We start from the raw sequence: 23,805 nt of genomic DNA on the forward strand, positions 1-23,805 counted from the left end.
GATTCGCCGAGGTCAGCGCCCGGCGTCGCGGCGCGCCGGGACCGCGCGAGAGCGGGTCGGCTCAGCGGCGGGCGGACCGCCGCCGCCACAGCAGCCCGGCCGCCACCACGACGAGGACGGCCAGCGCGGCGCCCGCGACGAGCACGCCGGCACCCGGGCCGTCGTCGGTCTCGACCGCGGCGGCGGCGGACGGGGTTGTGGCCGGCGTACCGGCGTCGGGGACCGGCGCGGCGCTGGACGCGGGGTCGGCCACCGTGAACGGGTACGACCCCTGCACCGGATGCCCGTCGGCGGAGACGACCCGGTAGGCGACCGTGTACCTGCCGTTCGGCAGTGTGTCGGTCACCTGGACCGTGCTCGTCGCCCCGGCGACCACCGGCTCGCCGGTGGTGAGCTTCCGCTTGGCGGCGTCGGTGAGCACGATCGTGGTGAACGTGGGGTCGAGCCGCTGCATGAATTCGAGGGTGACCTCGGTCGGTGCGCTCGGGAGGGTCGCGTCGCGGGCCGGCGTCGACGACGTGAGCGAGTTGTGCGCCCAGGCCGGGGCGGCCGGAATGAGCAGCGCCACGAGGACGGCGAGCGCCGCCGCGCCGAGCCGGACGGCGGTGGGGCGGGGCGGCGGCACGCGCGTTGTGGAGTCTGAAGTCGGCGGGGTCATCCGAGCACCTGCTCGCCGATCCAGCCATCCGGGGCGCATCCGGGTGGGATGGCGAAGACGGCGGACCCGATCGGTGTGGTCCATTCGTTGAGCAGGTCCCGGTCGGCCAGCCGGCGTTGGATGGGCAGGTACTGCCGGGCGATGTCGGCCTGGTACGAGGTGAAGATCAACCCGCTGTCGGCGTGGCCCTCGGCCGTCGGCGCGCCGTCGTAGTTGTAGGGCCGGCGCAGGATCTTCAGCCGGTCGTCGGTGACCCGGGCCCGGGTGAGGTGGGAGAAGTCGGGGATGACGGTGAGCCCGTCGGGGCCGGTGGCGGCGAAGTCGGGCTCGTCGTGTTCGGCGGTGCCGGTGAGGGGTGCGCCGGTGTCGAGCCGCCGCCCGATGGCGAGTTCGCGATCGGTGCGGCCGAGCAGGTCCCAGGTCTCCATGTTCATGCTGATGCGTCGCACCACGAGCGTGGTGCTGTCGCGCAGCCACGCCGGGCCGTCCGGCACCCAGAGGGCGGTGTCCAGCGGGGTGCCGGGCCGGGGGTTTGCCGTGCCGTCGAGTTGGCCGAACAGGTTGCGCTGCGTGTGGCCGCCCGGCTCGACGCCGGGGCTGCGCCGGAAGCCCTGCTGGACCCACCGGACGACGGCGAAGGGCCGGCTGTCCTTGACCAGGACTCGTTGGGCGTGGGCGACGGTGACCGCGTCATCCGCGCAGATCTGCACCAGCAGGTCACCCCCGGACCAGGCCGGCTGGAGCCGATCGACGCGGAACGGGGGCAGGTCTTTGACCGAGGTCGGCCGCCGATCGTCGACACCGGCGGCCCGGTACAGGCCGGGCCCGAAGCCGAAGGTCACGGTCAGCCGTGCCGGCAGCAGCCCGAGTTCGGCCTCGGTGTCGGCCAACGCGGGTTGGCCCTGGGTGAGTCGGGCGGCGTCGTCGGTGAGCAGCCGCAGCATCCGACCCAGCGCGGCCCGGTCGGTGCCGGCCCGCAGGGTCAGCGCGACGAATGCCGCGTGCGCCTGCGGTTCGGTGGCGATCCCGGCCTGCCGGGCACCGTGAAACGGCTCGACCAGGCTGCCCACGCTCGCCGCGGGCGTCGTGTCGGCAGCGGCCACCGACTCTGGTCCGGGCTGCCCGGCACGGGTCGCGACGATCGCGGCCCCGCCGGCCACGGCGCTGCCGACGGCGAGAGCCCCGCCGGTGAGCAGGCCACGCCTGCTCACCGGCCGGACCTGTGACGTCTCGGTCACGACGCCGGGCTCATGCTCATCCCCGGCGTAGCGCTCATCCCGGTCATGGGCTCGCCGTGCCCGGGAGCGTAGCTCTCCTGCGCGCCGGTGAACGGCTTGGCCACCGCGCTGAACTGCTGGGTCCGGCCGTCGGCGAAGGTCAGGGTGAAGGTCACCTCGTCACCAGCCTGAACGGGCTTGGTGAGGTTCATCAGCATCAGGTGATCGCCGCCAGGCTCCAGCGCGTGCGTGCCCTTGGCCTTGACGACGATGCCGCCCTGCTTCTGCCGCATGACCATCGTGCCGTCCTTCATTGCCATCTCGTGCAGCTCCATCGACGACACAGTGGTCGTGGCGCTGGTCACCGTGACATCGCTGTCGCCGTCGTTGACCAGCGTCCCGAAGGCCGCCGTCATGCCCTTGTCGGCGGCCTTCACCCACGGGTCGCGAATGCCGAGCACCCCGGCGTCCGGGTTGGCCGAGACCGACGCGGACGGGCGCGACTGCGCCGACGACGGAGCGTCGGACGAGTCGCAACCGGCGGCCCCCAGCGCCAGGACGGCGGCGGCGAGGACGGTGGCCGAGCGGCGTGAACCGAGCGGGCTGGTGGTGCGCATGTGTTCTTCCTCCGATGATTGCTGCTGGCTGGATGGTCGGCCGCAGCGGGGAGAAAGTTCCAGCCTCAGGGCACGTTGATCGTGTACTCGGCGGTGTGCACCTTGCCGGCGACCTGGAAGTCGAAGAACGCCCGGTACCGGCCCGAGCTCGGGGCGGTCAGCCAGAACTTGACCGACCCGTCGACCAGCTCCGGCTCGGGGTGGACGTGCACGTACCCGAGGTCGCCCTCGCGGACGACGACCAGGTGCCCGTACGCGCCCAGGTACGGCTCCAACTGCGCGGGAATGGTCGGGTCGGCGCTGACCTGGAAGTGCATCGGCGCCGTCACCCCCACCGTGGGGGTGCCGCTCATCGACACGGTGTACGGCCCGGCCGTCGCCTGGGCCCGTACCGGTGGCAGCGGCGTCGGGGTGTGCGCTCCGGGCACGGTGTGGTCGACGCCCAGCACGAGTGGGAGCTGCGTGTCGTTGGCCGCGGTGACGGAGAAGTCGGCGTAGACGCGGTAGCCGCCGGGTCGGGCCAACGTCAGCGGGACGCTCCAGGTGCCGTCGGGCGCCATCGTCGGGTGCAGGTGCTGGTAGCCGGACAGGTCACGGCCGACCACGATCAGGTGCAACGGCTTGTCGTGGACGACCGCGAAGCGGGTCGCCGGTTGCCTGTCGGTCCCGACGATGCGGAACCGGTAGTCCGCGCGTACACCTGGGGGTTGGGATCGTTCCAGTGGTTGCAGGGTGTACCCGCCGGCGCTGACCGTCGTGCCGGTCGCCAGCGTCTCGCCCGTCGCGCCGTCACCCCGATGCGTGTGCGGACCGGTGCCCGCCGGGTGTTGGTGCCCGTCGTTCGCGGCGCCCTCCTGGCCCGGGGCGGGCGGACCGCCCGCGGGCTGCCGGGCGCTGCGGTCCGCCGGGTTCCCGTCGCCGGTCCCGATGCGGGCCAGCCCGAACCCGGCCAGCAGAGCGATCACCAGCCCGCCGACGAGCAGCGCCAGGTGGGTGTTGCTCAGCCGGGATCCAGGAGTCGCGGCCGCCAGGTCCGTGTCGGGCCGTGCGCCGGGCTCGACCGTCGGCTCGCCGTCCGTACCGCTGCCGGTCTGATCGATCGGCGTCGGATCGGCCGCGACGCCCGTGCGGGCCGCGACGCCCGTGCGGGCCGCGACGCCCGTGCGGGCCGTGACGACCGTGTTGCCCTTGCGCGCCGCCGGCACGGTGGCGGGTTGCCGCCTGTCGCCCGTGACCGGCGCGACGACGCCGACCTTGCCCCCGACGGTCTTGCCGCCGACAGCCTTGCCCCCGCTGGTCTTGCCCCCGACAGCCTTAGCCCCGACAGCCTTAGCCCCGACGGTCCTGCCCGCGCCGGCCTTGGTCGTGGCACGGGCGCCACCGCCGCGCCGACCGGAGGTCGCCGCCGAGGTACGGCCCCGGCCGGTGGATGTGCCGGCGGAGGCCGATCGGCGACGCCAGACGACGTACCCGGCCACCGCCAGGGCCGCCGCGACCGCCACCGCCCAGCCGGCCAGGGCCAGCGTTCCGGGGCCGCTCTCCTCGGTGGACCCGGTCGACGGAGCCGCCGCGGCCGGCGGGAGGGACGGATCGTCCGCGGTGGTCGGCACCGCCGAGGCCGGCCCGCTGTTGTGCTGCTCGGTGGCGGCCACCAGCGCCGGGTCCGGCTGTGTCGACGGCGGGCTCCATCCCTTCGGCGCCGCCGTCACCCGCCCGTCGTAGCGGAAGGTCAGGGTGCCCCGCACGGTGTCGCCGTCCGAGGCGACCGACAGATAGCTCACCGAGTACTGGCCCTTGGCGGGCAGGTGGGCGACGCTCACCACCGCGGGGAACCCCGTCGTGTACTCCCGCGGCTCGAACTGCCCGTTGACCAGGAAGTACTCCCGTACCGGCTGCTCCAGCGGTTTCGGTTCACCCTGCGACCAGCCGTTGTCGACACGGGTGCCACCCGGGGCGGTGATCGTGAAGAACGCGTTGGCGGCGGCCTTCTCGGTGAAGAAGAGCCGCACCTCCGTGAACGGCTCACGCACGGTGGCCCCGCTCGCCGGCGTGGACGTGGCGAGGGTCCCGTGCGCCGCGGCGGGTTGGGCGGACGCGAGGAGGGCGACCGCCGAGGCGAGGAGGAACGCGAGGAGGCCCGAGACCACCCGCCCGCAAGTCTGGGGGAGACGACGCATCTGGATATCCTCACCCTCGCGAGACTTTTTTCAAGAGGTGGCGATCTTCTTCCTCGAACGTCAAAAGTTGACGACGAGCACGCGGCCGCCGCGGCACGATGCCCCCGGTGGACAGATTCCCTGGCCAGCTATGCTGCCGACGGCGCTGGTTCGCCCCGTCCTGACCGGCTGGGCGTCGTAAGAGGGAACCCGGTGGAAATCCGGGGCTGCCCCGCAGCGGTGAGTGGGAACGACAGCCGTCATCAGCACTGGGCCAGCGGCCTGGGAAGCGACGGCCAGTAGGGGACCGGCACGACCGGTCGGGCCCGCGAGTCCGAAGACCTGCCGGCGCCGCGTACACAACCGTGTGCGCTGCCGTCGGCCTCGCGGGTGGGCTGAGCGGGTGACGGGCCGTGCGTGTGGTGCACGGCCAGGTCCTCGTCAGCGTGTGTCCGCGACCGGCGGCGTGGTTTCCCGAGGGACGGACTACCGCTGTGCACGACACCACCACGATCGCCGGCCGAGCGCCGTCGGCGTCGCACCTGACCCTGTCGCAGATCATGGACCAGCACCACACAAACCTGATGGGTACGGTGCACGGCGGCCGGATCCTCAACCTCATCGACTCCGTCGCCGGTGTGGTCGCCGCCCGGCACTCCGATGGGCCGGCGGTGACCGCCGCCATCGACGAGACCGCGTTCCTGCGCGCGGTGCGGGTCGGCGACGTCGTGCACGTCGACGCCCGGATCACCTGGGCCGGCCGTAGCTCGATGGAGGTGGCCGTCAAGGTGACCGCCGACCGGTGGGACCGGGCGGTGCCGCCCACCGACGTGGCCACCGCCCACCTGGTCATGGTCGCCATCGACGACGACGGCCAGCCCCGTACGGTGCCGCCGCTGCTGCCCGAGACCGACGGGGACCGGCGACGGTACCGGGAGGCGGAGATCCGCCGGGAGCACCGGCTGGCGCTGCGGCGCGCGCTGCTCGACGGCGCCGACGACGGCTGACCCGTGCTCGGTCCGCCCGTCGCGGTGCTGGCCGGTCCGAGGAACCCGCCCCGCCGTCGATCTGGTCGGATAGCGTCCACGTGAAGCCTCGATCACGGAGAGTGTGGATGGTTATGCGCGCTGCGGTGCTGCGGGAGTTCGACGTTCCGCTCCTGGTCGAGGAGATCGACAGACCCACCCCCGAGCGCGGGCAGGTGCTGGTGCGGATCGTCGCCAGCGGCGTCAACCCGCTCGACACGAAGATCCAGGCGGGAAAGGCCGCGCACGCGCGCGTCCAGCCTCCCGCGGTGCTCGGCCTGGACCTCGCCGGCGTCGTCGCGGCGGTCGGTGCGGACGTGACCGACTTCGCGCCGGGGGACGAGGTGTACGGGCTGTGCGGGGGAGTGGGCGACCTCCAGGGGTCGCTTGCCGAATACGCCGCCGTGGACGCGCGGCTCCTGGCCCGCAAGCCGAAGACCCTCTCGATGCGGGAGGCCGCCGCGTTGCCCCTGGCGGCGATCACCTCCTGGGAGGGGCTTGTCGACCGGGCCGGAGTCCGTGCCGGGCAGAAGGTGCTCGTGCACGGCGGCGCCGGCGGTGTCGGATACGTGAGCGTCCAACTCGCCCAGGCGCGCGGCGCCGAGGCGTACGCCACGGGCGGGCCGGCGAGCATGAGTCTGATCGAGAGCCTGGGCGCGGTGGCGATCGACTACACCTCGACAAGCGTCGAGGAGTACGTGCAGAGATACACCGACGGGGCGGGGTTCGACATCATCGCCGACAACGTGGGCGGCCCGACCCTCGACGCGTCCTTCGCGGCGGTGCGCACCTATCACGGACACGTGGTCAGCGCGCTGGGCTGGGGGACGCACTCGCTCGCCCCGCTGTCGTTCCGGGGAGCGACCTATTCCGGCGTGTTCACCCTGCTGCCGATGCTGACCGGGCGCGGACGCGAACACCAGGGCGACATTCTGCGCGAGATCGCGACGCTTGCCGACGCCGGCGCCCTGCGCCCGCGACTGGATCCGCGCACGTTCACGCTCGACACGGTCCTGGACGCCCACCGACTGGTCGCCAGCGGCACCGCGAACGGCAAGGTGGTCGTGGACGTCGCCGGTTGAGATGCGGGGACCGCCCGTCCGATCTGCAGGGCGCGTCGCTGCGGGCCGCCCTCTGACCCTGGAGCTTCTGCGACCCCTCGGGCCGGCGTTGCCAGCAGGTCGGGGCCCGCCCGGATCACACGCGCATACCTACCCCGGCCTCGTTGCATTGCTGCCGCACCCTGGCGCCTCGCAGGCGTCAGGGCGCTCGTGACGACGGATTGGGTAGTGGCAGCCGGATACCCTGCTGGATAACCGACCGGGGAGAGCCAATGGGCCTGTCAAGCCGTGAGTGCCCGGACTGCAGACGACGGGTGAAAGAGCCGTTTCAAGAGACGATCACCGGCCGCAAGGTCTGCCCGGACTGCGCCAACGCCCTCTTCATGGGCTCTGCTGCCGGCGCAGTCACGGGAAATGTCGGCTCCGGGTACGGAGTCTGGGCCATGCTCATGCGCAAGATCCGGCGTTCGTCTGAGTGACGACCAGGACGACTGTGCTCGGACGTCCATGAACTCCGGTGGACTTTGAGGCAGCTCGATCCTTCTGGTCACCCCGCTCGCCGAGGACCGGTGGTTCCTTCGGGACGACGAGTCGAGCTTCGCCAGCGATGTGCCGCCGTCGAAGTTGGTGCACCCGCAACTCACTTGACTGGTGCGATCCGCCCGCGATTTGGTAGCGCCGTGAGCAAACTGTGGACAGCCCCCCCAGGATGACCCCAGGATCTTCGGTCAGCCCGTCGGCGAGAAGGCAACCTACCGGGAGTACCTCGGCAACTACCGTCTGACCATAGAGATGAAGTGCGACGGACTGGACGCCGAGCAGCTTGGCCGACGCTCGGTACCGCCCAGCAGCCTGAGCTTGCTCGGCCTGGTCCGCCATCTGGCGCAGATGGAGAACCAATGGTTCCAGCGTGTGCTGCAAGGGCGAACCGACGCACCGTGCCTTTACCAGCACGAGGACCACACGGATTGGGACTTCGGGGGCGCGGTCCCCGACCCAGCGGTGGTGAAGGACGCCTTTGCAACCTGGAAGGCCGAGATCGCCAAGGCGGACGAATGGCTCGACGCCCTCAAGGAGGCCGACCTGGGCCGCGAGGTGTCGGTCGACGGTGGCAGCCACGCCACGCGCGACGCGCTTGTCCACGTGATCGAGGAGTATGCGCGGGACGCTGGCCACGCCGACCTCCTGCGCGAGTGCATCGACGGGCGAACCGGCCTGTGACCCACCAGGGCGGTAAGGTCTGAGTTCCGCTCCGACATCTGAGTCAGGAGTTTCTGGCTCGCACGAAGTCCGCGTAGTCCTCCCCGGAAACCCCGTGGTTGACCCAGCGATCCGGCGACGCCCCGGTCGCGCGCTGCGCCAACTCCAGCGCTTCGGCCGGGTCTTCAACGTGACAGATCAAGCGGCCGGGCCCCGGGTCGTCCTCGCCCTCTGGGTCCAGCGACGGGAACACGGACAAGTCCCGGCGGTTCTCGTCGTCCAGGTCCTGCACGTCATGGATGGATACGTTGTAGCCCTCTTGCCAGGGCCAGATAGACACCCAGCGGATGCCTTCGACGCCTGCAACCACGACGGGTCCGAGGAACTGCTCGACCTCCTTTTTGCGGTGCAGCGCGCCAAGGAGGAACGACCTGCTGAGGTATCGCACCCTCGGAGGTTAACCGGCCCCCCGTTTATGCAAAACGCATGCCCGGTTGCTGTCGACAGCAACCGGGCCAGACGGGAGGGGCTCAGTCGGAGAAAGGCGGAACATTCCCGACGTCACGAACACGTGCGGGCCGACCCGAACAATGCGTTCAGAACTTGCAGGCGTGAAGTCGCTGTGGCGGCCGACTCTACGGAGCAAATTCACTCGGCGACGAAGACGCCAACGCCGGGAAGCGTTTCGGTCATCCCTTTGATCCGTAATACCTGCATGGCGCGGTCGATCACCGGCTCGGTGACCCCGTAGTGCTCGATCAACTCACGCCGACTGGGCAGCTTGGAGCCGGGCTGGAACTCGCCGGACTTGATGCGTTCGGCGAGGTCGTCGGCGATCTGCTCGTAGCGGTAACGCGGTGGCACGTGGCTCTCCTCGGTTGGCAACACGAGTAGACCACCTACGTCAGCCCTTGACTACCCAACGGTGCCTGTTGGGGGTTGCCGAGGAGGTCGATTCCCTCGGTTGGCGCTGTGGGCCGTCCTCGCCGGCGTGGATGTCCGGCGCGTCCCCCGCGCTCGGGCATCCACGCCTCCAGATCGCTCCGGCACAAGGAGACGGCAGTGTTCCCTTCGACAAGGGCAGAGCAGATCCTCGCGCGAGCGGGCGAGGCCAGCCGGTTCGCACAAGTGGATCCCGCCAGATCCGGACTACGACCAGGAGGTCTGGGACGAGCAGGTCCGCCAGCACAAGCACGGCCATCTCAGGAACGAGCGTCCGAAGGTCCGACTCCAACGCCTCGTCTGACGTCAGCCGTACGGCAACGGTTCCGACCGAACCAGGGCCGAAAGGCGCGCCAGCAGACCGGTTGACCTCGCATTGAGCCTGGTCTGACCGTCATGCCGAGAATCCACACCGAAGAGGTCGCTGGTTCGATACCAGCATCGCCCACTCTCCGTTTGTGCAAGTCACGAGCCCGATACCAGCTCGATCGACAATGGGCTGTCCGCGTGTACGTCCTAGCATTGCGAGCAGCGGTCCGAGCGCGGGTGCGGCGGCCGTCGCGATGACCGGGCGTGCGGTCCTCCGAGGAAATGGCAGGGAGAAGGCGGGACAGTGGCGGTTGAGCAGTTCGGCTCATTGGCGGAGGCCGGCGTCACGATGCGGCCCTATGTGGGTGCCAGTGACATTGCCGGCGTCCAGGCCGTCCGTGCCGAGGTGCACCGGGCCGACGGTGATCTCTGGCTGCCCGGACCCGATACCAGCGAGGATCCCGACGGAGTACACCCGTTCTGTCTGGTCGCCCAGGCCGACTCGGGGCGAATCGTGGGCTTCACCTGGATGGACCGGTGGTCCGAAGCGGCCGACACCCGGGTCTACCTCCTGAGTGGATGTGTGGCACCAGGGTGGCGCCGCCGGGGCATCGGCACCGCGATGCTGCGGTGGCAGGAGGCACAGGCCATCGAGTTCGACCGCAGCAGGCCGGTCGACGGCCGGAGCGTCTTCGGCGCGAACGTGGGCGAGCACCAACCGGGCAAGCTGGCACTGCTGACAGCTCACGGCTACCGAATCGCGTTCACGGTCGTTGACATGGCCCACGACCTGAACGGTTTACCGGACGGCGACATTCGGCTGCCCGAAGGGCTCATCCAGCGTCCGGTCGAGGCTGCCCACCACCCCCAGATCCACCAGGTGATCGAGGAGTGCTTCGCGGGAGCACGTAACGGCTACCGGGCCAGGACCTACGAGGAGTACCTCCGCGACGTCCAGGACATCGACATCTGGTGCGTCGTCTGGGCGGGGGACGACATCGCCGCGGTTGTGGTGAACGAGTTGCAGACCGACGGTACCGCGCTGACGCCGTGGGTTGCCGTAGGCACCGCGTGGCGTCGGCGGGGCGTCGGTCTTGCGGTGCTGGGGCGCACGCTCCGTATTTTGGCGGAGGCGGGAGTCTCGACGGCCCGCCTCAGCACGGTCGCGGAGAATCCGAACAACAGGGTTCGGTTGTACGAGAAGGCGGGATACCGGGTGACGGCTTGGCAACCCCGTTACCGCAAACCAGTCGAGGCGCGCTGAGCTGAGGCGGCGGGATCCCGCCGAAGGCCTACTCCTGCGGCGGGGGAGTGAGCCAGGCGAGGGGTTGTCCGCTGAGGGCGGCGTCGGCGAGGCGGTGGGCGCTGGCGGTCTTGAGTGCTGCTCGTGAGCTGTCGATCCAGCGCTGGACGTTGTCGATGCCCTGATGGCGGTACTCGACGGCTTGGACGAGGCATTCCAGCTTGTCGGCGTCGCGGGCGACGACGGCTTCCGGCGTCTCGCCGGCTTCGTACTCGGCGACGGCAGCGGTGATGACGTCGGCGACGGCCGGTGGGCAGGCCGCAACCTGGTCGGCGGTGACGGCGGTGTTGGGTACGGCGGTGAGGTAGCGCTTGGCGATGTGCGGGATGTCGGTGATCCGGGTTTCCTGAGTGTCGTGTAGAACGCACAGCATCGACACCCGCGCCGGGTCCGCGCCCTCCATGGCGGCGAGCATCATTCCGATGAGCGAGGTCCGGAACGAGTGCTCGGCAATGGATTCGGGGTGCTTGACGCCAGCGAACCACCAGCCGGTACGGGCGGCGCGTTTGAGGACGCCGGCCTCGAAGATGAAGCTGACTGCTCCGGCGGCGTCGTGGTCGTCGGTCATCTGCCCGTCCCTGTGCCGGTGAGTCCGTCCGCCCGCAGGCGATAGACGATAGAGGTTAGTTCCTGCCGTGACTGTGCGGAGATTCGATCACTGTCCAAGAGCGGGACACTACGGTCGAGGAACGCCCGAGTCACGGCGGGGTTGTCGACAGCGAGACCGCGTCGTGCGGCCAGCAAGGCCCAGACGTTGTGGATGTTGAGGTCGACGAAGGGATGCCCTGGATCCAGGCGATGGACCAGGTGTCGAAGAAGGATTGAGCCATGCCAGTCAGCGAGCGCTTCGGGCATGAAGGAGTCGTCGCGGTGGCGGTACGGGATCTCGCCCACCCAGTAGGCCGAGTAGTTGAGGGCCGCTCGCTCGCAGGCATCGTCGGGGTGTGCGTGAGCGATGAAGTCCCGTAACGGTTCCGGGTCCCCCTGGTTGGCGAGGGACGTGACGACGGAGCGGGCGTCGGGCCACAGCGGTGACCAGGTGCGGAAGGTGGTCATGGGGCGAGCTCGGGCGGTGGTCTGGGTGAGCCAACCTGCTGCCGCCTTGGTGGGGTCCATGCCGGCGAGGAAGCAGGCTTGCCGGTGCAGCAGCACGTTCCGATGCCGTCCGGCTGCGGCGCGATCGGCGAGCACGTGTAGGTGAGCGAAAAACGCACGCTGCTCGTCGACGGGCAGGGTCGGCCCGGACGCGACTGGACCCCGCCGGGTATGGGCGATGGATAGACCTTTGGCGAAGGTCGGTGTCTGCCCGAGGACGGCCCAGAGGATCAAGTCGGCCAGACGGTGGGTGAGCACAGACCAGCCCAGCGGATGTTCGGCGAGGTCGCAGCGGTCGACGTGTTCGTTGAGGACGGCGGCGAGGATGAGATCCGCCTCGGCGGCGTCGTCGAGTGCTGCGAGCAGGACGGTGTTCGCGCAAGCCGCCCGAGCCGGCGTCGGACGGCGATCGCCTGCCCGAGCGGTACCGCGGTGAATGGCCGACGCCCGGACTCCCAGCTCTGCACCGTTACCCGGTCGACGTTGAGGTCGACGGCGAGCTGCTCCTGCGTGAGCGGGATGGACTCCCGGATCACCTTGAACAGGTAGCCGGTCACCTCGCCGCGATGTGGTGCTGATCGTCCGCGACCTGTCATCCATCATCCCTACGTTGACCCGTGGTCGACGTTTCGCCGTGAAACCAATCCTCCGGCAGCTCATCTGGCCTGCTCACTCGTACTGCGGGTGAGTCCAGCCGCCGTCGTCGTGATCGTAGCGTCGTAGTTACCGAACGTTCCAGATCCGGTCCCGTGGTTCGGGGTCGGCCATGGAGTGCTGCCTGGTGGAGGGAGTAAGTGATGCGAGACAGGACACCACCACGGCGACGAGTTTCCTACGACCAGTACCTGATCGCCGCCGCGATGACCCTGGCACGGCGACACCGCCCGGCGTGGTCGTGGCGGAAATGGAGCTGGATCTGCCGCTGTGGGGCGGAGCTGCCCTGTCGTAGCCGACACCGCATCCCGATCAACCGGGGGCACTGGCCCGCCGAGGAGGAGCAGTGAGCAACGAGGCGGAGCAGCGGATGCAGCTTGGCGGCTGCTCATGACCACGCACGGCCCGGTGCTGCCGATCTGGAGTTGCGGCGGCTGCGATGCGCCCTGGCCCTGCCGCACGCGGCAGCGCGAGCTACGCGCCGAGTTCGGCGACGCTCGGATCTCCCTGGCTCTCTACCTGGGTGCCCACCTGGTGCGGGCCTCCGAGGATCTGACCTGGGTGCCGGCGGGGCTGCTGCACCGACGCTTCCTCGGCTGGATTCGGTGAGCATCCTGCGACGCGGTGACGAGAAGTTCCACTACGGCGACGGCTCGCACAAGTGGATCCCGCCAGATCCGGACTACGACCAAGAGGTCTGGGACGAACAGGTCCGCCAACATAAGCAGGGACACCTGAGAAACGTGCACCCGAAGGTGCGGATCCAGCGGCTGGTCTGACGTCAGCAGTACGGGCAACGCTGCCAACCGAACCGAGTCAAGAGGCGCGCCAACAGGCCGTCAGACCTCGCATCTAGCCCGCTCCGAGCGCCCGTCATCAGACTTTTTTACTGGCCCAATAGTCCCGCTCGGGCAGCAGGACCCAGTGGTCGGCGGGGCCGGTGATGCATCGGGCGTCGACAGGACGCAGGCCGACGAACGCGCACGCGTATGCGGGGGCCTGCGACTGGTAGAGGTAGCTGAGCAGGACCATCTGGCTGGTGTCTGTGCTCCTGGGGGCACCGCCGGGGTGCAGGTCCCAGCCGATCGTCTCCCCATCGCGGTAAATGCTGCCCTGGTTGCCGCTTTTCGGGTTCGCGTACAGGGCGTAGGCGATGGTGCCGGCGGACAGCAGCCGACCGGTCAGGGGTGTCCGAGGCTGGTATCCCCACGGCTGGGTGATCACGCAGCCGCCGGGCACGTCGGTGACGCCGACGAGCAGCAGATCGCTCGTCTCCGAAAGCCAGAACCAGTCGTGCTCGTCGCCTGGTTCGGGATCCTCGTCGACGTCGACGTCGTAGTGGGCGAGTAGGTCGTCCTCGGTCATCGGGGTGCCGTCGAGCCGGCGGATCGCCTCGATCGCGTCGATCCCCGCGACGCAGAGAAGCCCGGTCCCGTCGTAGTGGTCGACCTGCAAACGGTCGCCCAGTTCACCGGCCAACTCGACGGCTTCCCGCTCGGCCGGGCTCAGCTCGACACCGGCCGGTGCGGCGCCGAACAGGTCGGGTTCGCGGCTGGCGAGGCTCAGCCGGCCGGGTGACCAACCGGCCATCATCGGCTGCCACGGGTCCGCACCAGCGGCCGCCAGCACCCGGGCGTTGTCGTGCCGCCGCGAGTGAACCGCCAACCACAGCGGGGACTGGTCGTCGGACAGGCAGTCGACATCGCTCGCTGCCGCCGCCATCGCCGCCACGACTGCGGGCGAGCAGCGTTCCGCAGCGACGTGCAGGGCCGTGTCAAGCCCGAGTGGCATGCAGGGGTCGGCTCCCGCCGCCAGACGAGCCCGCACCTCATCCTCGTCGCCGCCGTCCCGCAACTGCACGCCATCCCACCCCGTCATGACTCGCCCTCCCGTCGCCTGTCAACACGCGCGACGCTAATCGGCGCATACGACACCGCCTGCGGGAGATTGCCGATGGCTCCAGCGGTGCGACGGCGGTACCGCACTGCGGCGGCGGTGTGCGGTGGGGCTGGTGCCGCGGACTCGTTTGAAGGCGACCGAGAGGGCGAAGGCGTTCGCGTAGCCGACCCGGCGTGCGATCGCCTCGACAGTGTCGGTCGTTTCGCGCAGCATGTCCGCAGCCAAGGCGATCCGCCAGCCGGTGAGGTACGCCATCGGCGCTTCGCCCACCAGTGGGCTGAACCGCCGGGCCAGGCTTGCGCGGGAAACGCCGGTCCGCTCCGCCAACTCGACAATGCTCCATGGGTACGCCGGGTCCTCGTGCATCAGCCTGAGTGCGAGGCCGACGACCTGGTCGCTCTGCGCCCGATACCACCCGGGGGTGTGGGAGTCCGGCCGGGCGAACCACGCACGTATTGTGGTGATCAATGCCAGGTCCAGCCAGCGGTCGAGGACGCTCTGCTGGCCCGGCTCGTCGCGCTGGATCTCGCCGAGCACCATCGACATCACATGTCCGGCGACCTCTGCCGCGGGAACTACGAGGACCGAAGGCAGGGCCGCGAGCAGTCGCCGGCTGACATCGCTCTCCAGCTGATAGGTGCCGCTGACAACCATCGCCTCGCCGTCGGGGTGACCGCCATGGGTCCGCACGCCGAGCCGGGTGCTGTAGTCGGTAGGTGCGCCCGGTAACGGTTCGCAGATGCCGCCGGGATGGATCCGAAGCTGTGGGGCGGTGCCGAGTTGATCGCCCACGACGTACGGCGCGGGGCCGGTGAAGATGGCGACGTCACCCTCGTGCATCCGGGCCGGTTCGATGCCATCGCGCACCACCCAGGCGGATCCGCGCACGAGGGTCGCGAGGGTCAGCGGCGCCTTCTCGCGGATCTCGAGCGCCCAAGGCGTGTCCATGATCGTCAGGTTGAAGACCCCGCCTCGTGCGCGGGTGCCGGCTAGCAGGTCGTCGAGCACATCCATGTGTGAAACTCTAGCTAGAGGCGAGACGCACAAACATGAAATCGCGCGGAACAGCCATGTTTTGTCTCATCGGTTCGCGGTGAAATTGAGCCATGACAAACACACCGATCCTCATCCTCGGCGGGCAGGGCAAGACCGGTCGCCGGGTGGCAGAGCAGCTCACCTCCCAGCAGGTCCCGGTCCGGCTGGCCTCGCGTTCGAGCGAACAGCGTTTCGACTGGTACGACGACAGCACCTGGTCGGCCGCGGTTGCCGGCATCGACACGGCGTACCTGGCCCCGCCGGTCGGGCCGATGGGCCTCGCTCAAGCTGGCACGTTCATCAAGCAGGCCGCAGCCGAGGGCCTGCGCAGAGTGGTCCTGCTCTCCGGCCGTGGCGTCGGCAGTCCGGGCCGCGAGTTCGCGGTCTACCAGGGCAGCCTCGACCTCGAGAACGCCGTGAAGGACAGCGGCGCTGACTGGGTCATCGTACGGCCGTCGTGGTTCGCGCAGAATTTCAGCGAGGACTTCCTCCACGACCACGTCCTGGCCGGCCAGATCCGGCTGCCGGCGGGCGACGGCGCCGAACCCTGGATCGACGTGAACGATGTCGCCGAGGTGATGACGGCCGCCCTGCTTGACACTGGGCACGACGGCCGGGCGTATGCCCTTTCCGGACCGCGCACCCTCACCCTGACCCAGGTCGCGGCCGAGCTGTCGGACGCCATCGGACGGCCCGTAGGGTATGTCGACCTCGAACCGGAGCAGTTCGTCGCTGAGCTCGTCGGGCACGGCGCACCGCAGGAGGACGCCGAATCCCTCCGCGATCTGTTCGCAGTGATCCGCAACCACCGCTCCGAGTACACCTCCGACGGCGTTCAAGAGGTTCTCGGCCGGGCACCCCGCGATTTCGGCGACTGGGCGCGCACTGTCGCGCACACCGGGGCATGGTCGGCATGAACATCATCAAGATCCTCACCCTCGTGAGCCTGACCGGTACGGCGTTGATGGGCGGCGTGTTCTACGCCTTCGGCACCGCGATCATGGGCTCGCTGCAGCGGATGCCGACCGGACAGGGCGCGGCCGCGATGAACCTGATCAACGTACGGATCCAGAACCCGCTCTTCCTGCTGATCTTCCTGGGCACCGCGCTGGTCTGCCTGGCGCTGGCGGTGCTCGCCGTCGTCAAGGACAGCCCGGGCAGGTGGTGGCTGGTGGGCGGCGCGGCACTGTACGTCGTCGGCGTGATGGTCATCAGCTTCGCCATCAACATCCCGCTGAACGACAGCCTGGCCGCGGCCGACCCGACCACCGCCGCGGGTCACACGGAGTGGGTGAACTACCTGGCCAAATGGAACCCGGCGAACAACGTCCGCGCCATCAGCTGCACTCTGGCCGTCGTCGCATTCGGCCTCGCCCTGCACGCCGGCTCCACCACCTCCGCCGCTGTGGCGCCATCCCGATCCCCGCAGAATGCCCAGCCGAGCCTTCCCGCGGAACCGTGAACACCACCATCGCGCTGCTCACCCTCAAGGCACCCGCCGCCCAGGCGCTCGTCCTGGCGGTGCAGATCATCGTGGCGGCCGCGCTGCTCGCCGCAGAACGCAACCGTGGCCAGGACCGACCGGCGCTGGACCACCGCCAAATGGCTGATCTGCGGTAAACGGGTCGCTGGGTCGATACCAGCATCGCCCACCACGTTCCACAGCAGGTCAGAGGCCGGCTGGACGGAGTCCAGCCGGCCTCTTCGCCACGCGCACCTTCACCGGGGCGCCCTCGTCCGATTGCCGGAGGAACCGTCGATGAAGATCACTTGACGCATTGGGTTAACGCAATTAACCTACAGGAAGTGCCATTAACCAGTCCTGTGGAGGTCGTCATCACCGAGTGCCTGAGCATCGCCGGCAACAACCTCGCCTATGAGGTGTCCGGGCAGGGCCCTCTCGTGGTCTTGGCGCACGGTATCGGCGACAGTCGGCACTCCTACCGTTTCCTCGCTCCGGCCCTGGTCGGCGCCGGGTACCGGGTCGCCAACGTCGACATCCGCGGCTGCGGCGACTCGAGCCTCGGCTGGGATGCCTACAGCCGCACCGACATCGCGGGTGACCTCGTCGCGGTCGTGCGCCACTTCGGCGGCCCCGCCGTGATCATCGGCCAGTCGATCAGCGGCGGCGCGGCGACCATCGCGGCCGCCACCGCGCCCGATCTGATCAACGGCATCATCGAGCTGGCGCCGTTCACCCGCTTACAACCCTTCGATCTTGGCGGGCTGATGCGGGTGAAGCGCTTCCGAACCGGTTACAGCCAGATGGCGCAGGTCATGGTCAATGTCACCTGCCCGGTCCTGATCATCGAGGGCAGCCTCGACCCCGACTGGGCCGACCCCCGCGCCGAAGGCGAGAAGATCATCGCTGATCTGCCCAGGGGGCTCGGTGAGCTGGCCATCATCGAGGGTGCCGGTCACTACCCGCACGCGCAGACACCGGATCAGGTTCTCGCGCTGGCCCAACCTTTCCTCGACAAGACGCTGGCGAATGCCTAGGGCCCGGCTCACCCCGCTGACGGTCACCGAGGCCGGCGCCGCCCTGATCGACGAGATCGGCTTCGAGAACTTCAGCATGGGCCTGCTCGCGGAACGGCTCGGAGTCAAGACCCCCGCGCTCTACAAACACGTCGCCAGCCAGGCCGATCTGGCCCACCGCATCGCCATCCTGTCCATGGCCGAGTTCGCTGACGCCATTCGTGACGCCATCCAGGGCCGGGCCGGCAGTGACGCCCTCGCCGCCGGCGCGCAGGCGATGCGGACCTACGTGCGGAAACACCCCGGCCGGTACACCGCCGCCGACGCTGCCCGCCCGACCGGACCCGACGACCCGCTCATCCCCGCCATCGAGCGGGTCGTCGCCTCCTGGGCGGCCATGCTGCGCGGCTACCACCTGGACTCCAGCCAGGAGATTCACGCCCTGCGGACGCTCCGCAGCGCCCTGCACGGGTTCTCGACCCAGGAAGCAGCCGGCGGGTTCCGGATCGGCGCATCCGTCGACGACAGCTTCACCTGGATGATCAACTTTCTCGACCACGGCCTGCGGGCTGCCGCCAGCGCACCCACGAGCACCCGGACACCACCATCCGGCGGCCACTGATGGTGAACATCGACGAAGAGCCCAAGGACACCACCGTCGAGCGGCACGCGAGCTGGGCCGAGCTCTTCTTCGATCTGGTGGCGGTGGCCGGAGTGGCCGCCCTGGCACACGTGCTCGGGCCTGAACTGGACGCCGCGGCGCTCGGTCTCTACGCACTGCTGTTCCTGGCTCTGTGGCTGTCCTGGACGACGTTCATGCTGTACGGCAACGTTGCCGCCGGCCAGACCCGCGTGCTGCGGCTGATGGTCGGCATGTTCGGCCTGGGGACCATGGCCGCGTCTGTGCCAGGCGTGGCACACACCGTGCTCGGCCACGGCAGCGACATCCGTCCGCTCAACGTCTTCGCGATCGCATACATCGCCACGCGTGTCTACGGGTCCAAGTCGTGGCAACGCGGCGCGGTACTGCTGGACTTCCCGGTGGTGCAGTACTCGGTAGGACTGCTGCCCTGGTTCGCGTCGCTCTGGGTCGACGAACACTGGAAGCTCGCGCTCTGGGCAGCAGGAGTCGGCCTCGACCTGCTGCTGATCCTGGTCCTGTCCGGCAGCAGGATCCTTCAGCGCGTCCAGTCGTACCTCACCGCGCCAGAAAGTGCTCGGCGTCGGCCACGATCAGGAGGCCGCCCCGACGGCACGGGACCGGTCATCCACGGGGTGTCGGTCGATCCGGCCCACCTTTCCGAGCGGCTGGGACTCTTCGTCATCATCGTGCTGGGCGAATCGGTGGTGCAGGTCGTCGCCGCCGCAAGCGAGACGCGGTACGACATGGGCCTGCTGGCCACCGCAATCGCGTCCTTCGTTCTGCTGGCCGGCATGTTCGGCCTGTCCGTCGTCTTCGGATACGCCGGCCTGCCGCACCTGCGCGCCGGCCGGATCCCCACCCGCGCCGCCCTCGGCCTGCACTGCCTGGTCACCGGCGTCGTCGCCACCATCGCCGTACCGCTCTCCCTGGTGGTCGGGCACGGCTCCGACCCACTGCCCGAGCAGGATCGCTGGCTGCTGTGCGGCGCGGTTGCGGCCTACTTCACCCTCGGCGTGGTCACCGGCATCGCCAGCCACAGTGCCGACCTGCCGAGAACGATCTCACGGGTCACCACGGGCATCGCGGCCCCACTGCTGCTCGGCCTGCTCGCCGCCGCCGTCAGTGGCCGAACGCTCGTGGTCTACCTGGCCCTGATAGTCCTGGCCCACCTCTGGTTCGAACGACGACTGGGGCCACGATGACCGCATCCGTCACCCCTGGAATCGCCGCCACTTCCCCTCCACAGACGACTGACTGATCAGTCACCCCGACGGAAACGGAAAACATCATGAGCAAGCTCCGGCCCCTCGCCGCTGCCGCCTTCCTGCTGGGCCCGGTGATCTATCTCGCCGCCGAAGCGATCACGGCCGCGGCGTGGAAATCGCCCAGCTACAGCTACGCCGACAACTGGATCAGTGACCTCGGATCCGCAACGGCCGGGGTGTTCCAGGGCCGCGAACTCGACTCGCCGCTGCACGTCGTCATGAACTCCGGATTCATCATTCAGGGCGTCCTCTTCGGGATCGCCGCGGTGCTGCTGTCGCGGATGATCAGCGGGCGACGTACCTTCACCGCCGTGACGGGGATCGTGACCATGATCGGCTACATCCTTGTCGGAACCTTCCACGGTTCCCTGCAGGCGCAGCAGAACGGCACGCTTCCCCTGCACTTCACCGGAGCAACGCTGGCGATCCTCGGCGGCAACGTGCTTGCCCTCGTCCTGGGCATCCACTGGCGAAAGTCTCCCCAGACGCGGCTGATCGGCCTCATCAGCATCGTCGTGGGAGCATTCGGCCTGGTCTCCGTAACCGCTCTCTTCCTCACCTTCGATGCCGGCCTGCCCTCGGGCGCAATCGAACGCGGCTCCGTCTACACCATCGTCATCTGGCAACTCGCCGTCGCCGTCGCACTGCTCCGCGGCCGGGCCGACTCTGGCGCACCCCGCGTCGCCGCGACCAGCGCATCCACCAACACGGCATCCACAAGCAACTGACCTCCAGCTCCACAACCCCGATCAGCGACCGGAAACACGCCCGAGGTCCGAAGCCCTCATCACCTCAGTGATCAGTCTCACTCCGTACCCAGGCAGCCTGTCGTTCGTCCAACCTCGACTTACCGGCGGACGGATACCTCACGGAGGGCGCTGGGTGACGATGGGGAAACGAGTGCGAGGAATAGGGGCGGCTGCGCTCAGTGCGGCGCTGGCCGTCGCGGGTGTGGGGCAGGCGGGGGCCGCCGAGTCCACCGGTACGGCGGTCCCCGGGAGCACCGGAGTCGACGCGGCGGACCCGCTGCGTACGGTGACTCTGGTTTCCGGCGACCGGGTCCGAGTGCGGTCCGGCACGTACGAGATCCAGCCTGGTCCCGGTCGCGAGCGGATGGTTTTCGCACAGCACCGGATTGGTGGCCACGACTACGTCATTCCGGCCGATGCGCTGCCCATGATCGGTGCGCGTCGCGTCGACCGCCGACTGTTCGACATCACCGAGTTGCTGGCATCGAGGTACGACGACGCCGCGCAGACGGAACTGCCGCTGTTGGTACGCGCGACGGACCAGACCGCTGCCAGGCAGCGCGCTTCCGGCTACGCGGTGGTACGTGACCTGCCGGGGATAGGGGCTCAGGCGGTCCGGGTCCCCAAGAAGCGGGCCGGCGAGTTCTGGAGGTCGCTCGACACGCAGGTTGCCGGCAGAGGCGCGAGCGCGGGCGTGGAACGGGTGTGGTTGGACGGGCAGCGTCAGATCAGCCTGGACCGCAGTGTCCCGCAGATCGGTGCGCCGACGGTGTGGCAGGCGGGCCGGACCGGCCGGGGCGTCACCGTCGCGGTGCTGGACACGGGCATCGACGCCACGCACCCGGACTTCACCGGTCGGCTGGCGCAGGTACGCAACTTCACCGACGACCCGGACGCCGATGACCATTTGGGCCACGGCACCCACGTCGCCTCGACCATCGCCGGTTCGGGTGCCGCCTCCGGTGGCCGGTACCGGGGTGTGGCGCCGGACGCGACGTTGCTGGTCGGCAAGGTCTGCACCGATGGTGGGTGCCCCGACTCCGCGATCCTCGCCGGGATGGAATGGGCCGTCGACAATGGCGCGGTGGTGGTGAACCTCAGCCTCGGCGGCGCCGACACCACCGAGACGGACCCCCTGAAGGAGGCGGTGGAGACGCTGACCGCTCGTGCGGGCACGCTCTTCGTCGTGGCCGCCGGCAACAGCGGGCCCCAGGCCCGAAGCATCAGTTCGCCGGCCAGCGCCGACTCCGCGTTGGCCGTGGGCGCGGTGGATGGCGCCGACACACTCGCCGAATACTCCAGCCGTGGCCCGCGGCTGACCGGTGGTGCGATCAAGCCGGAGATCACCGCACCGGGCGTGGACATCGTCGCCGCCCGGGCGCGCAACTTCGAGGCGGACGACCCGGTTGACGAGTCGTACACCCGGATGTCGGGAACCTCCATGGCGACGCCACACGTCGCCGGTTCCGCCGCGTTGCTCGCCCAACAGCACCCGACCTTCCGGGCGGCGGATCTGAAGGCGACCCTGATGGGCACGGCCCGGCCCGCTGCGACGTACCGGCTGACCGAGCAGGGCGCGGGTCGCGTCGATGTGGCGGCGGCGTCGGGCTCGACGGTGCGGGCGGACCCACCAGCGGTGGATCTCGGCATCGCGAGATGGCCCCACCAGGACGACCGGGCGGCCAGCCGTACCGTCGCCTTCCGCAATGACGGCGCGACGGCGGCAACGCTGTCGCTGACGGTCTCCCTGACCGGGCCGGACGGCGCCCACGCGCCGGCGGGCATGTTCCGCATCGAACCAGCGCAGCTCACTGTCGCGGCCGGTGGTTCGGCGTCGGCGACCATCACCGCCAGGACCGCCATCTCCGGCTCGGAAGGGGTGTACGAGGGGCGGGTGGTCGCCAGCGGCCCCGCTGGGGTGGTGCGGGTCCCGGTGACCATCGACCGGGAACCGGAGAGCTATGACCTGAAGCTCACGCACCTGGACCGGACGGGCAGCCTGACCGGCAGCTACACCACCTCGCTGGATGGTCTCTCCGCCTCCGGCACCGTCGTACCCTACGAGCCGGACGGGACGGCCAGCATCCGGCTCAGGGCCGGCAACTACCACCTCACCAGCATCATCTCGGAGGAACACGGCGATGATCGCCTCGTGTCCCTGCTCACCCAGCCGCAGGTCGAACTGACGGCGGACACCACAGTCGTGCTGGACGCCCGGCTGGCCAAGTCCAACACGGTGACCGTGCCCAGGCCGGCGGCAACGCCAAACGGATCGGTCGTCGGGTACTACCGCCACCTACCCGACGGTGGTCTGAACTCCGCGTCGGTGGTCTCGCTCGACGGCATGGCACCGCTGTTCGCCGCACAACTCGGTCCCGCGCTCGCCGGGAACGTGATGCGGGGACGTCTGCAGACGGTCTTCACCGAGCCAGGCCCGGACGGCCAGTTCGGGTCCGGGTCGCACCGCTACCACCTGGCCTGGTTCCCGTCCGGACAGGTGCCGTCCGGGATCCGCAAGGAGGTGCGGCCCACGGATCTGGCGGAGGTGACCGCGACGTATCCCGCGAGCGGGTCGGGCACGATCGGTGAGAAGGTGGTCACGGCGTCACGTCCGGACTACACCGAAGCGGTGTCCTTCGGCGGCCTTGTTCCCTTGCCGGGCACGCGCACCGAGTACTACTCCCGAGCGGACGACACCCGATGGTCGGCCGATGTCAGGATGGGGGAGGTCGAACAGATGTCCGCGCCCACCGCCTATCCGGCCGGCCGGCAGACCGAATCGTGGCAGGCGGGCCCGCTGGGCCCGGGCTTCCCGGCACTCCCGTCCATCATCGCGGTCTATTCCGACGGTCACTGGGTCACCCGACAGGGAAATCGGATCGTCGCCGCCGTTCCGCTCTTCTCCGACCGGGATATCCGGCACGCCGGCTTCGCCGACACCACGTCCTACACACGGCACCTGTTCCGCGACGGGAAGCTGGTGCCCTCGATCGACGGTTTCGACTACGAGGTGCCCGCGGCAGCGGCGAACTACCGATACAGCGTCACCGCAACCCGAGACGCCGAACTCTCCACCCGCGTGCAGGCCGAGTGGACGTTCCGCTCCGAGAGGTCGGAGCAGCTCACCCAACTGCCGGTCATGGCGGTGCGCTTCGCACCCGCGCTCGACGGCGACAACGCGGCGCCGGCCGGCAGAGCACTCCGCATCCCGGTCACCGTGCAGCGGCAGGCCGGTGCGACGCCAGCACAGGTACGGTCGCTGACCGTCGAGGTGTCGTACGACGACGGCCGGACCTGGCAGCCCGCATCGGTCCGCGAGTCCGGTGCTGGCTGGCTCGCCGACGTGCGTCATCCGGCCGGCGCTGGCTACGCCGCGCTCCGCGCGTACGCGGTGGACCAGAGCGGCAACACGGTGCGCCAGACCATCACCCGCGCGTACCGCATCAAGGGCTGACCTCGGCGCACGCCCTCACCTGCGAGATGACCGACGCCCCTGCTG

The 23,805-nt window shown here is 69.6% G+C and carries 24 protein-coding genes, 1 pseudogene and 1 riboswitch; of the genes and pseudogenes, 15 read left to right on the forward strand and 10 right to left on the reverse strand.

The features are described from left to right. Positions 1-61: 61 nt before the first annotated feature. From ACLQ29_RS22615 to ACLQ29_RS22630, 4 genes are all read right to left on the reverse strand, one after another. Positions 62-658 carry a copper resistance CopC family protein gene (locus ACLQ29_RS22615; RefSeq protein ID WP_425773483.1) on the reverse strand — a complete coding sequence of 199 codons (597 nt, stop codon included), beginning with the start codon at positions 656-658 and terminating at the stop codon, positions 62-64. Next, a complete protein-coding gene (locus ACLQ29_RS22620) occupies positions 655-1,869 on the reverse strand; it encodes a Dyp-type peroxidase (protein ID WP_425773534.1) in 1,215 nt (404 codons plus the stop codon). Before ACLQ29_RS22620 ends, ACLQ29_RS22615 begins: the two co-directional genes overlap by 4 nt. 23 nt (positions 1,870-1,892) lie before the next feature. Further along, positions 1,893-2,492: a copper chaperone PCu(A)C gene (locus ACLQ29_RS22625; RefSeq protein ID WP_425773484.1), complete on the reverse strand. Its 600-nt coding sequence runs from the start codon at positions 2,490-2,492 to the stop codon at positions 1,893-1,895. Between the two features lie 65 nt (positions 2,493-2,557). Next, positions 2,558-4,669 carry a copper resistance CopC family protein gene (locus ACLQ29_RS22630; RefSeq protein ID WP_425773485.1) on the reverse strand — a complete coding sequence of 704 codons (2,112 nt, stop codon included), beginning with the start codon at positions 4,667-4,669 and terminating at the stop codon, positions 2,558-2,560. Positions 4,670-4,798: 129 nt separating this feature from the next. Continuing rightward, a riboswitch (cobalamin riboswitch) is annotated at positions 4,799-5,012 on the forward strand. Between the two features lie 196 nt (positions 5,013-5,208). Between ACLQ29_RS22630 and ACLQ29_RS22635 the strand changes: the two genes are divergently transcribed. The 3 genes from ACLQ29_RS22635 to ACLQ29_RS22645 all read left to right on the forward strand — a co-directional run bounded on the left by ACLQ29_RS22635 (position 5,209) and on the right by ACLQ29_RS22645 (position 7,955). After that, positions 5,209-5,655, forward strand: coding sequence for an acyl-CoA thioesterase (locus tag ACLQ29_RS22635; protein ID WP_231396807.1), 447 nt, complete (start codon positions 5,209-5,211; stop codon positions 5,653-5,655). Between the two features lie 107 nt (positions 5,656-5,762). Further along, entirely contained in the window at positions 5,763-6,755 is a 993-nt protein-coding gene (locus ACLQ29_RS22640) for a zinc-dependent alcohol dehydrogenase family protein (protein WP_425773486.1), read from the forward strand. Between the two features lie 699 nt (positions 6,756-7,454). Then, on the forward strand, positions 7,455-7,955 hold the full coding sequence (locus tag ACLQ29_RS22645; RefSeq protein WP_425773535.1) for a DinB family protein: 501 nt from the start codon (positions 7,455-7,457) through the stop codon (positions 7,953-7,955). 43 nt (positions 7,956-7,998) lie between these two features. On the opposite strand, the gene ACLQ29_RS22650 is transcribed toward ACLQ29_RS22645, so the two are convergent. Then, on the reverse strand, positions 7,999-8,382 hold the full coding sequence (locus tag ACLQ29_RS22650) for a hypothetical protein (protein ID WP_425773487.1): 384 nt from the start codon (positions 8,380-8,382) through the stop codon (positions 7,999-8,001). 200 nt (positions 8,383-8,582) lie between these two features. After that, the gene (locus ACLQ29_RS22655; RefSeq protein WP_238659872.1) at positions 8,583-8,798 is read right to left on the reverse strand and encodes a winged helix-turn-helix domain-containing protein; all 216 of its coding nucleotides are present in this window, start codon (positions 8,796-8,798) and stop codon (positions 8,583-8,585) included. A gap of 691 nt (positions 8,799-9,489) precedes the next feature. Here ACLQ29_RS22655 and ACLQ29_RS22660 point away from each other — a divergent pair. Next, positions 9,490-10,449, forward strand: a complete 960-nt coding sequence (locus ACLQ29_RS22660) for a GNAT family N-acetyltransferase (RefSeq protein WP_425773488.1) — start codon at positions 9,490-9,492, stop codon at positions 10,447-10,449. 28 nt (positions 10,450-10,477) lie between these two features. On the opposite strand, the gene ACLQ29_RS22665 is transcribed toward ACLQ29_RS22660, so the two are convergent. Continuing rightward, positions 10,478-11,056, reverse strand: a complete 579-nt coding sequence (locus tag ACLQ29_RS22665) for an HD domain-containing protein (RefSeq protein WP_357369315.1) — start codon at positions 11,054-11,056, stop codon at positions 10,478-10,480. After that, positions 11,053-12,179, reverse strand: a pseudogene (locus ACLQ29_RS22670) (helix-turn-helix domain-containing protein). The gene ACLQ29_RS22665 and the pseudogene ACLQ29_RS22670 overlap by 4 nt, the downstream one beginning before the upstream one ends. A gap of 201 nt (positions 12,180-12,380) precedes the next feature. Here ACLQ29_RS22670 and ACLQ29_RS22675 point away from each other — a divergent pair. Genes ACLQ29_RS22675 through ACLQ29_RS22685 form a run of 3 tightly spaced genes read left to right on the forward strand, consistent with a single transcriptional unit; the run spans position 12,381 to position 13,016 of the window. Further along, positions 12,381-12,587, forward strand: a complete 207-nt coding sequence (locus tag ACLQ29_RS22675) for a hypothetical protein (protein ID WP_425773489.1) — start codon at positions 12,381-12,383, stop codon at positions 12,585-12,587. A 40-nt stretch (positions 12,588-12,627) separates the two neighbouring features. Then, on the forward strand, positions 12,628-12,846 hold the full coding sequence (locus ACLQ29_RS22680) for a hypothetical protein (RefSeq protein ID WP_425773490.1): 219 nt from the start codon (positions 12,628-12,630) through the stop codon (positions 12,844-12,846). Next, the gene (locus ACLQ29_RS22685; protein WP_425773491.1) at positions 12,843-13,016 is read left to right on the forward strand and encodes a hypothetical protein; all 174 of its coding nucleotides are present in this window, start codon (positions 12,843-12,845) and stop codon (positions 13,014-13,016) included. Before ACLQ29_RS22680 ends, ACLQ29_RS22685 begins: the two co-directional genes overlap by 4 nt. A 97-nt stretch (positions 13,017-13,113) precedes the next feature. On the opposite strand, the gene ACLQ29_RS22690 is transcribed toward ACLQ29_RS22685, so the two are convergent. Together ACLQ29_RS22690 and ACLQ29_RS22695 are read right to left on the reverse strand one after the other, a co-directional pair. Then, positions 13,114-14,115 carry a hypothetical protein gene (locus tag ACLQ29_RS22690; RefSeq protein ID WP_425773492.1) on the reverse strand — a complete coding sequence of 334 codons (1,002 nt, stop codon included), beginning with the start codon at positions 14,113-14,115 and terminating at the stop codon, positions 13,114-13,116. Positions 14,116-14,151: 36 nt separating this feature from the next. After that, positions 14,152-15,150: a cupin domain-containing protein gene (locus ACLQ29_RS22695; RefSeq protein ID WP_425773493.1), complete on the reverse strand. Its 999-nt coding sequence runs from the start codon at positions 15,148-15,150 to the stop codon at positions 14,152-14,154. A 92-nt stretch (positions 15,151-15,242) separates the two neighbouring features. Here ACLQ29_RS22695 and ACLQ29_RS22700 point away from each other — a divergent pair, with 92 nt between their 5' ends. From ACLQ29_RS22700 to ACLQ29_RS22735, 8 genes are all read left to right on the forward strand, one after another. Beyond that, positions 15,243-16,088 carry an NAD(P)H-binding protein gene (locus ACLQ29_RS22700; protein ID WP_425773494.1) on the forward strand — a complete coding sequence of 282 codons (846 nt, stop codon included), beginning with the start codon at positions 15,243-15,245 and terminating at the stop codon, positions 16,086-16,088. After that, a complete protein-coding gene (locus ACLQ29_RS22705) occupies positions 16,085-16,633 on the forward strand; it encodes a DUF1772 domain-containing protein (RefSeq protein WP_425773495.1) in 549 nt (182 codons plus the stop codon). Before ACLQ29_RS22700 ends, ACLQ29_RS22705 begins: the two co-directional genes overlap by 4 nt. After that, positions 16,630-16,791, forward strand: coding sequence for a hypothetical protein (locus ACLQ29_RS22710; protein WP_425773496.1), 162 nt, complete (start codon positions 16,630-16,632; stop codon positions 16,789-16,791). Before ACLQ29_RS22705 ends, ACLQ29_RS22710 begins: the two co-directional genes overlap by 4 nt. Before the next feature lie 216 nt (positions 16,792-17,007). Beyond that, a complete protein-coding gene (locus tag ACLQ29_RS22715) occupies positions 17,008-17,670 on the forward strand; it encodes an alpha/beta fold hydrolase (protein WP_425773536.1) in 663 nt (220 codons plus the stop codon). Continuing rightward, positions 17,663-18,271 carry a TetR/AcrR family transcriptional regulator gene (locus ACLQ29_RS22720; protein WP_425773497.1) on the forward strand — a complete coding sequence of 203 codons (609 nt, stop codon included), beginning with the start codon at positions 17,663-17,665 and terminating at the stop codon, positions 18,269-18,271. The genes ACLQ29_RS22715 and ACLQ29_RS22720 overlap by 8 nt, the downstream gene beginning before the upstream one ends. Next, complete coding sequence (locus ACLQ29_RS22725) at positions 18,271-19,494, forward strand: low temperature requirement protein A (RefSeq protein WP_425773498.1); 1,224 nt, start codon at positions 18,271-18,273, stop codon at positions 19,492-19,494. Before ACLQ29_RS22720 ends, ACLQ29_RS22725 begins: the two co-directional genes overlap by 1 nt. An 86-nt stretch (positions 19,495-19,580) precedes the next feature. After that, the gene (locus tag ACLQ29_RS22730) at positions 19,581-20,285 is read left to right on the forward strand and encodes a DUF998 domain-containing protein (RefSeq protein WP_425773499.1); all 705 of its coding nucleotides are present in this window, start codon (positions 19,581-19,583) and stop codon (positions 20,283-20,285) included. A gap of 172 nt (positions 20,286-20,457) precedes the next feature. Continuing rightward, a complete protein-coding gene (locus ACLQ29_RS22735; protein WP_425773500.1) occupies positions 20,458-23,760 on the forward strand; it encodes a S8 family serine peptidase in 3,303 nt (1,100 codons plus the stop codon). The last annotated feature ends 45 nt before the right edge of the window (positions 23,761-23,805 follow it).

Source organism: Micromonospora sp. DT228 (assembly GCF_049841595.1).
GTDB lineage: Bacteria > Actinomycetota > Actinomycetes > Mycobacteriales > Micromonosporaceae > Micromonospora.

Bases quoted from the DNA above. Each gene is read 5' to 3' on its own strand.
- ACLQ29_RS22695 (WP_425773493.1), bottom strand. From the start codon at position 15,150: ATGGATGTGCTCGACGACCTGCTAGCCGGCACCCGCGCACGAGGCGGG.
- ACLQ29_RS22680 (WP_425773490.1), top strand. From the start codon at position 12,628: ATGACCACGCACGGCCCGGTGCTGCCGATCTGGAGTTGCGGCGGCTGC.
- ACLQ29_RS22625 (WP_425773484.1), bottom strand. From the start codon at position 2,492: ATGCGCACCACCAGCCCGCTCGGTTCACGCCGCTCGGCCACCGTCCTC.
- ACLQ29_RS22730 (WP_425773499.1), top strand. From the start codon at position 19,581: ATGAGCAAGCTCCGGCCCCTCGCCGCTGCCGCCTTCCTGCTGGGCCCG.
- ACLQ29_RS22665 (WP_357369315.1), bottom strand. From the start codon at position 11,056: ATGACCGACGACCACGACGCCGCCGGAGCAGTCAGCTTCATCTTCGAG.
- ACLQ29_RS22640 (WP_425773486.1), top strand. From the start codon at position 5,763: ATGGTTATGCGCGCTGCGGTGCTGCGGGAGTTCGACGTTCCGCTCCTG.
- ACLQ29_RS22635 (WP_231396807.1), top strand. From the start codon at position 5,209: ATGGACCAGCACCACACAAACCTGATGGGTACGGTGCACGGCGGCCGG.
- ACLQ29_RS22630 (WP_425773485.1), bottom strand. From the start codon at position 4,669: ATGCGTCGTCTCCCCCAGACTTGCGGGCGGGTGGTCTCGGGCCTCCTC.
- ACLQ29_RS22675 (WP_425773489.1), top strand. From the start codon at position 12,381: ATGCGAGACAGGACACCACCACGGCGACGAGTTTCCTACGACCAGTAC.
- ACLQ29_RS22700 (WP_425773494.1), top strand. From the start codon at position 15,243: ATGACAAACACACCGATCCTCATCCTCGGCGGGCAGGGCAAGACCGGT.
- ACLQ29_RS22705 (WP_425773495.1), top strand. From the start codon at position 16,085: ATGAACATCATCAAGATCCTCACCCTCGTGAGCCTGACCGGTACGGCG.
- ACLQ29_RS22690 (WP_425773492.1), bottom strand. From the start codon at position 14,115: ATGACGGGGTGGGATGGCGTGCAGTTGCGGGACGGCGGCGACGAGGAT.
- ACLQ29_RS22725 (WP_425773498.1), top strand. From the start codon at position 18,271: ATGGTGAACATCGACGAAGAGCCCAAGGACACCACCGTCGAGCGGCAC.
- ACLQ29_RS22615 (WP_425773483.1), bottom strand. From the start codon at position 658: ATGACCCCGCCGACTTCAGACTCCACAACGCGCGTGCCGCCGCCCCGC.
- ACLQ29_RS22720 (WP_425773497.1), top strand. From the start codon at position 17,663: ATGCCTAGGGCCCGGCTCACCCCGCTGACGGTCACCGAGGCCGGCGCC.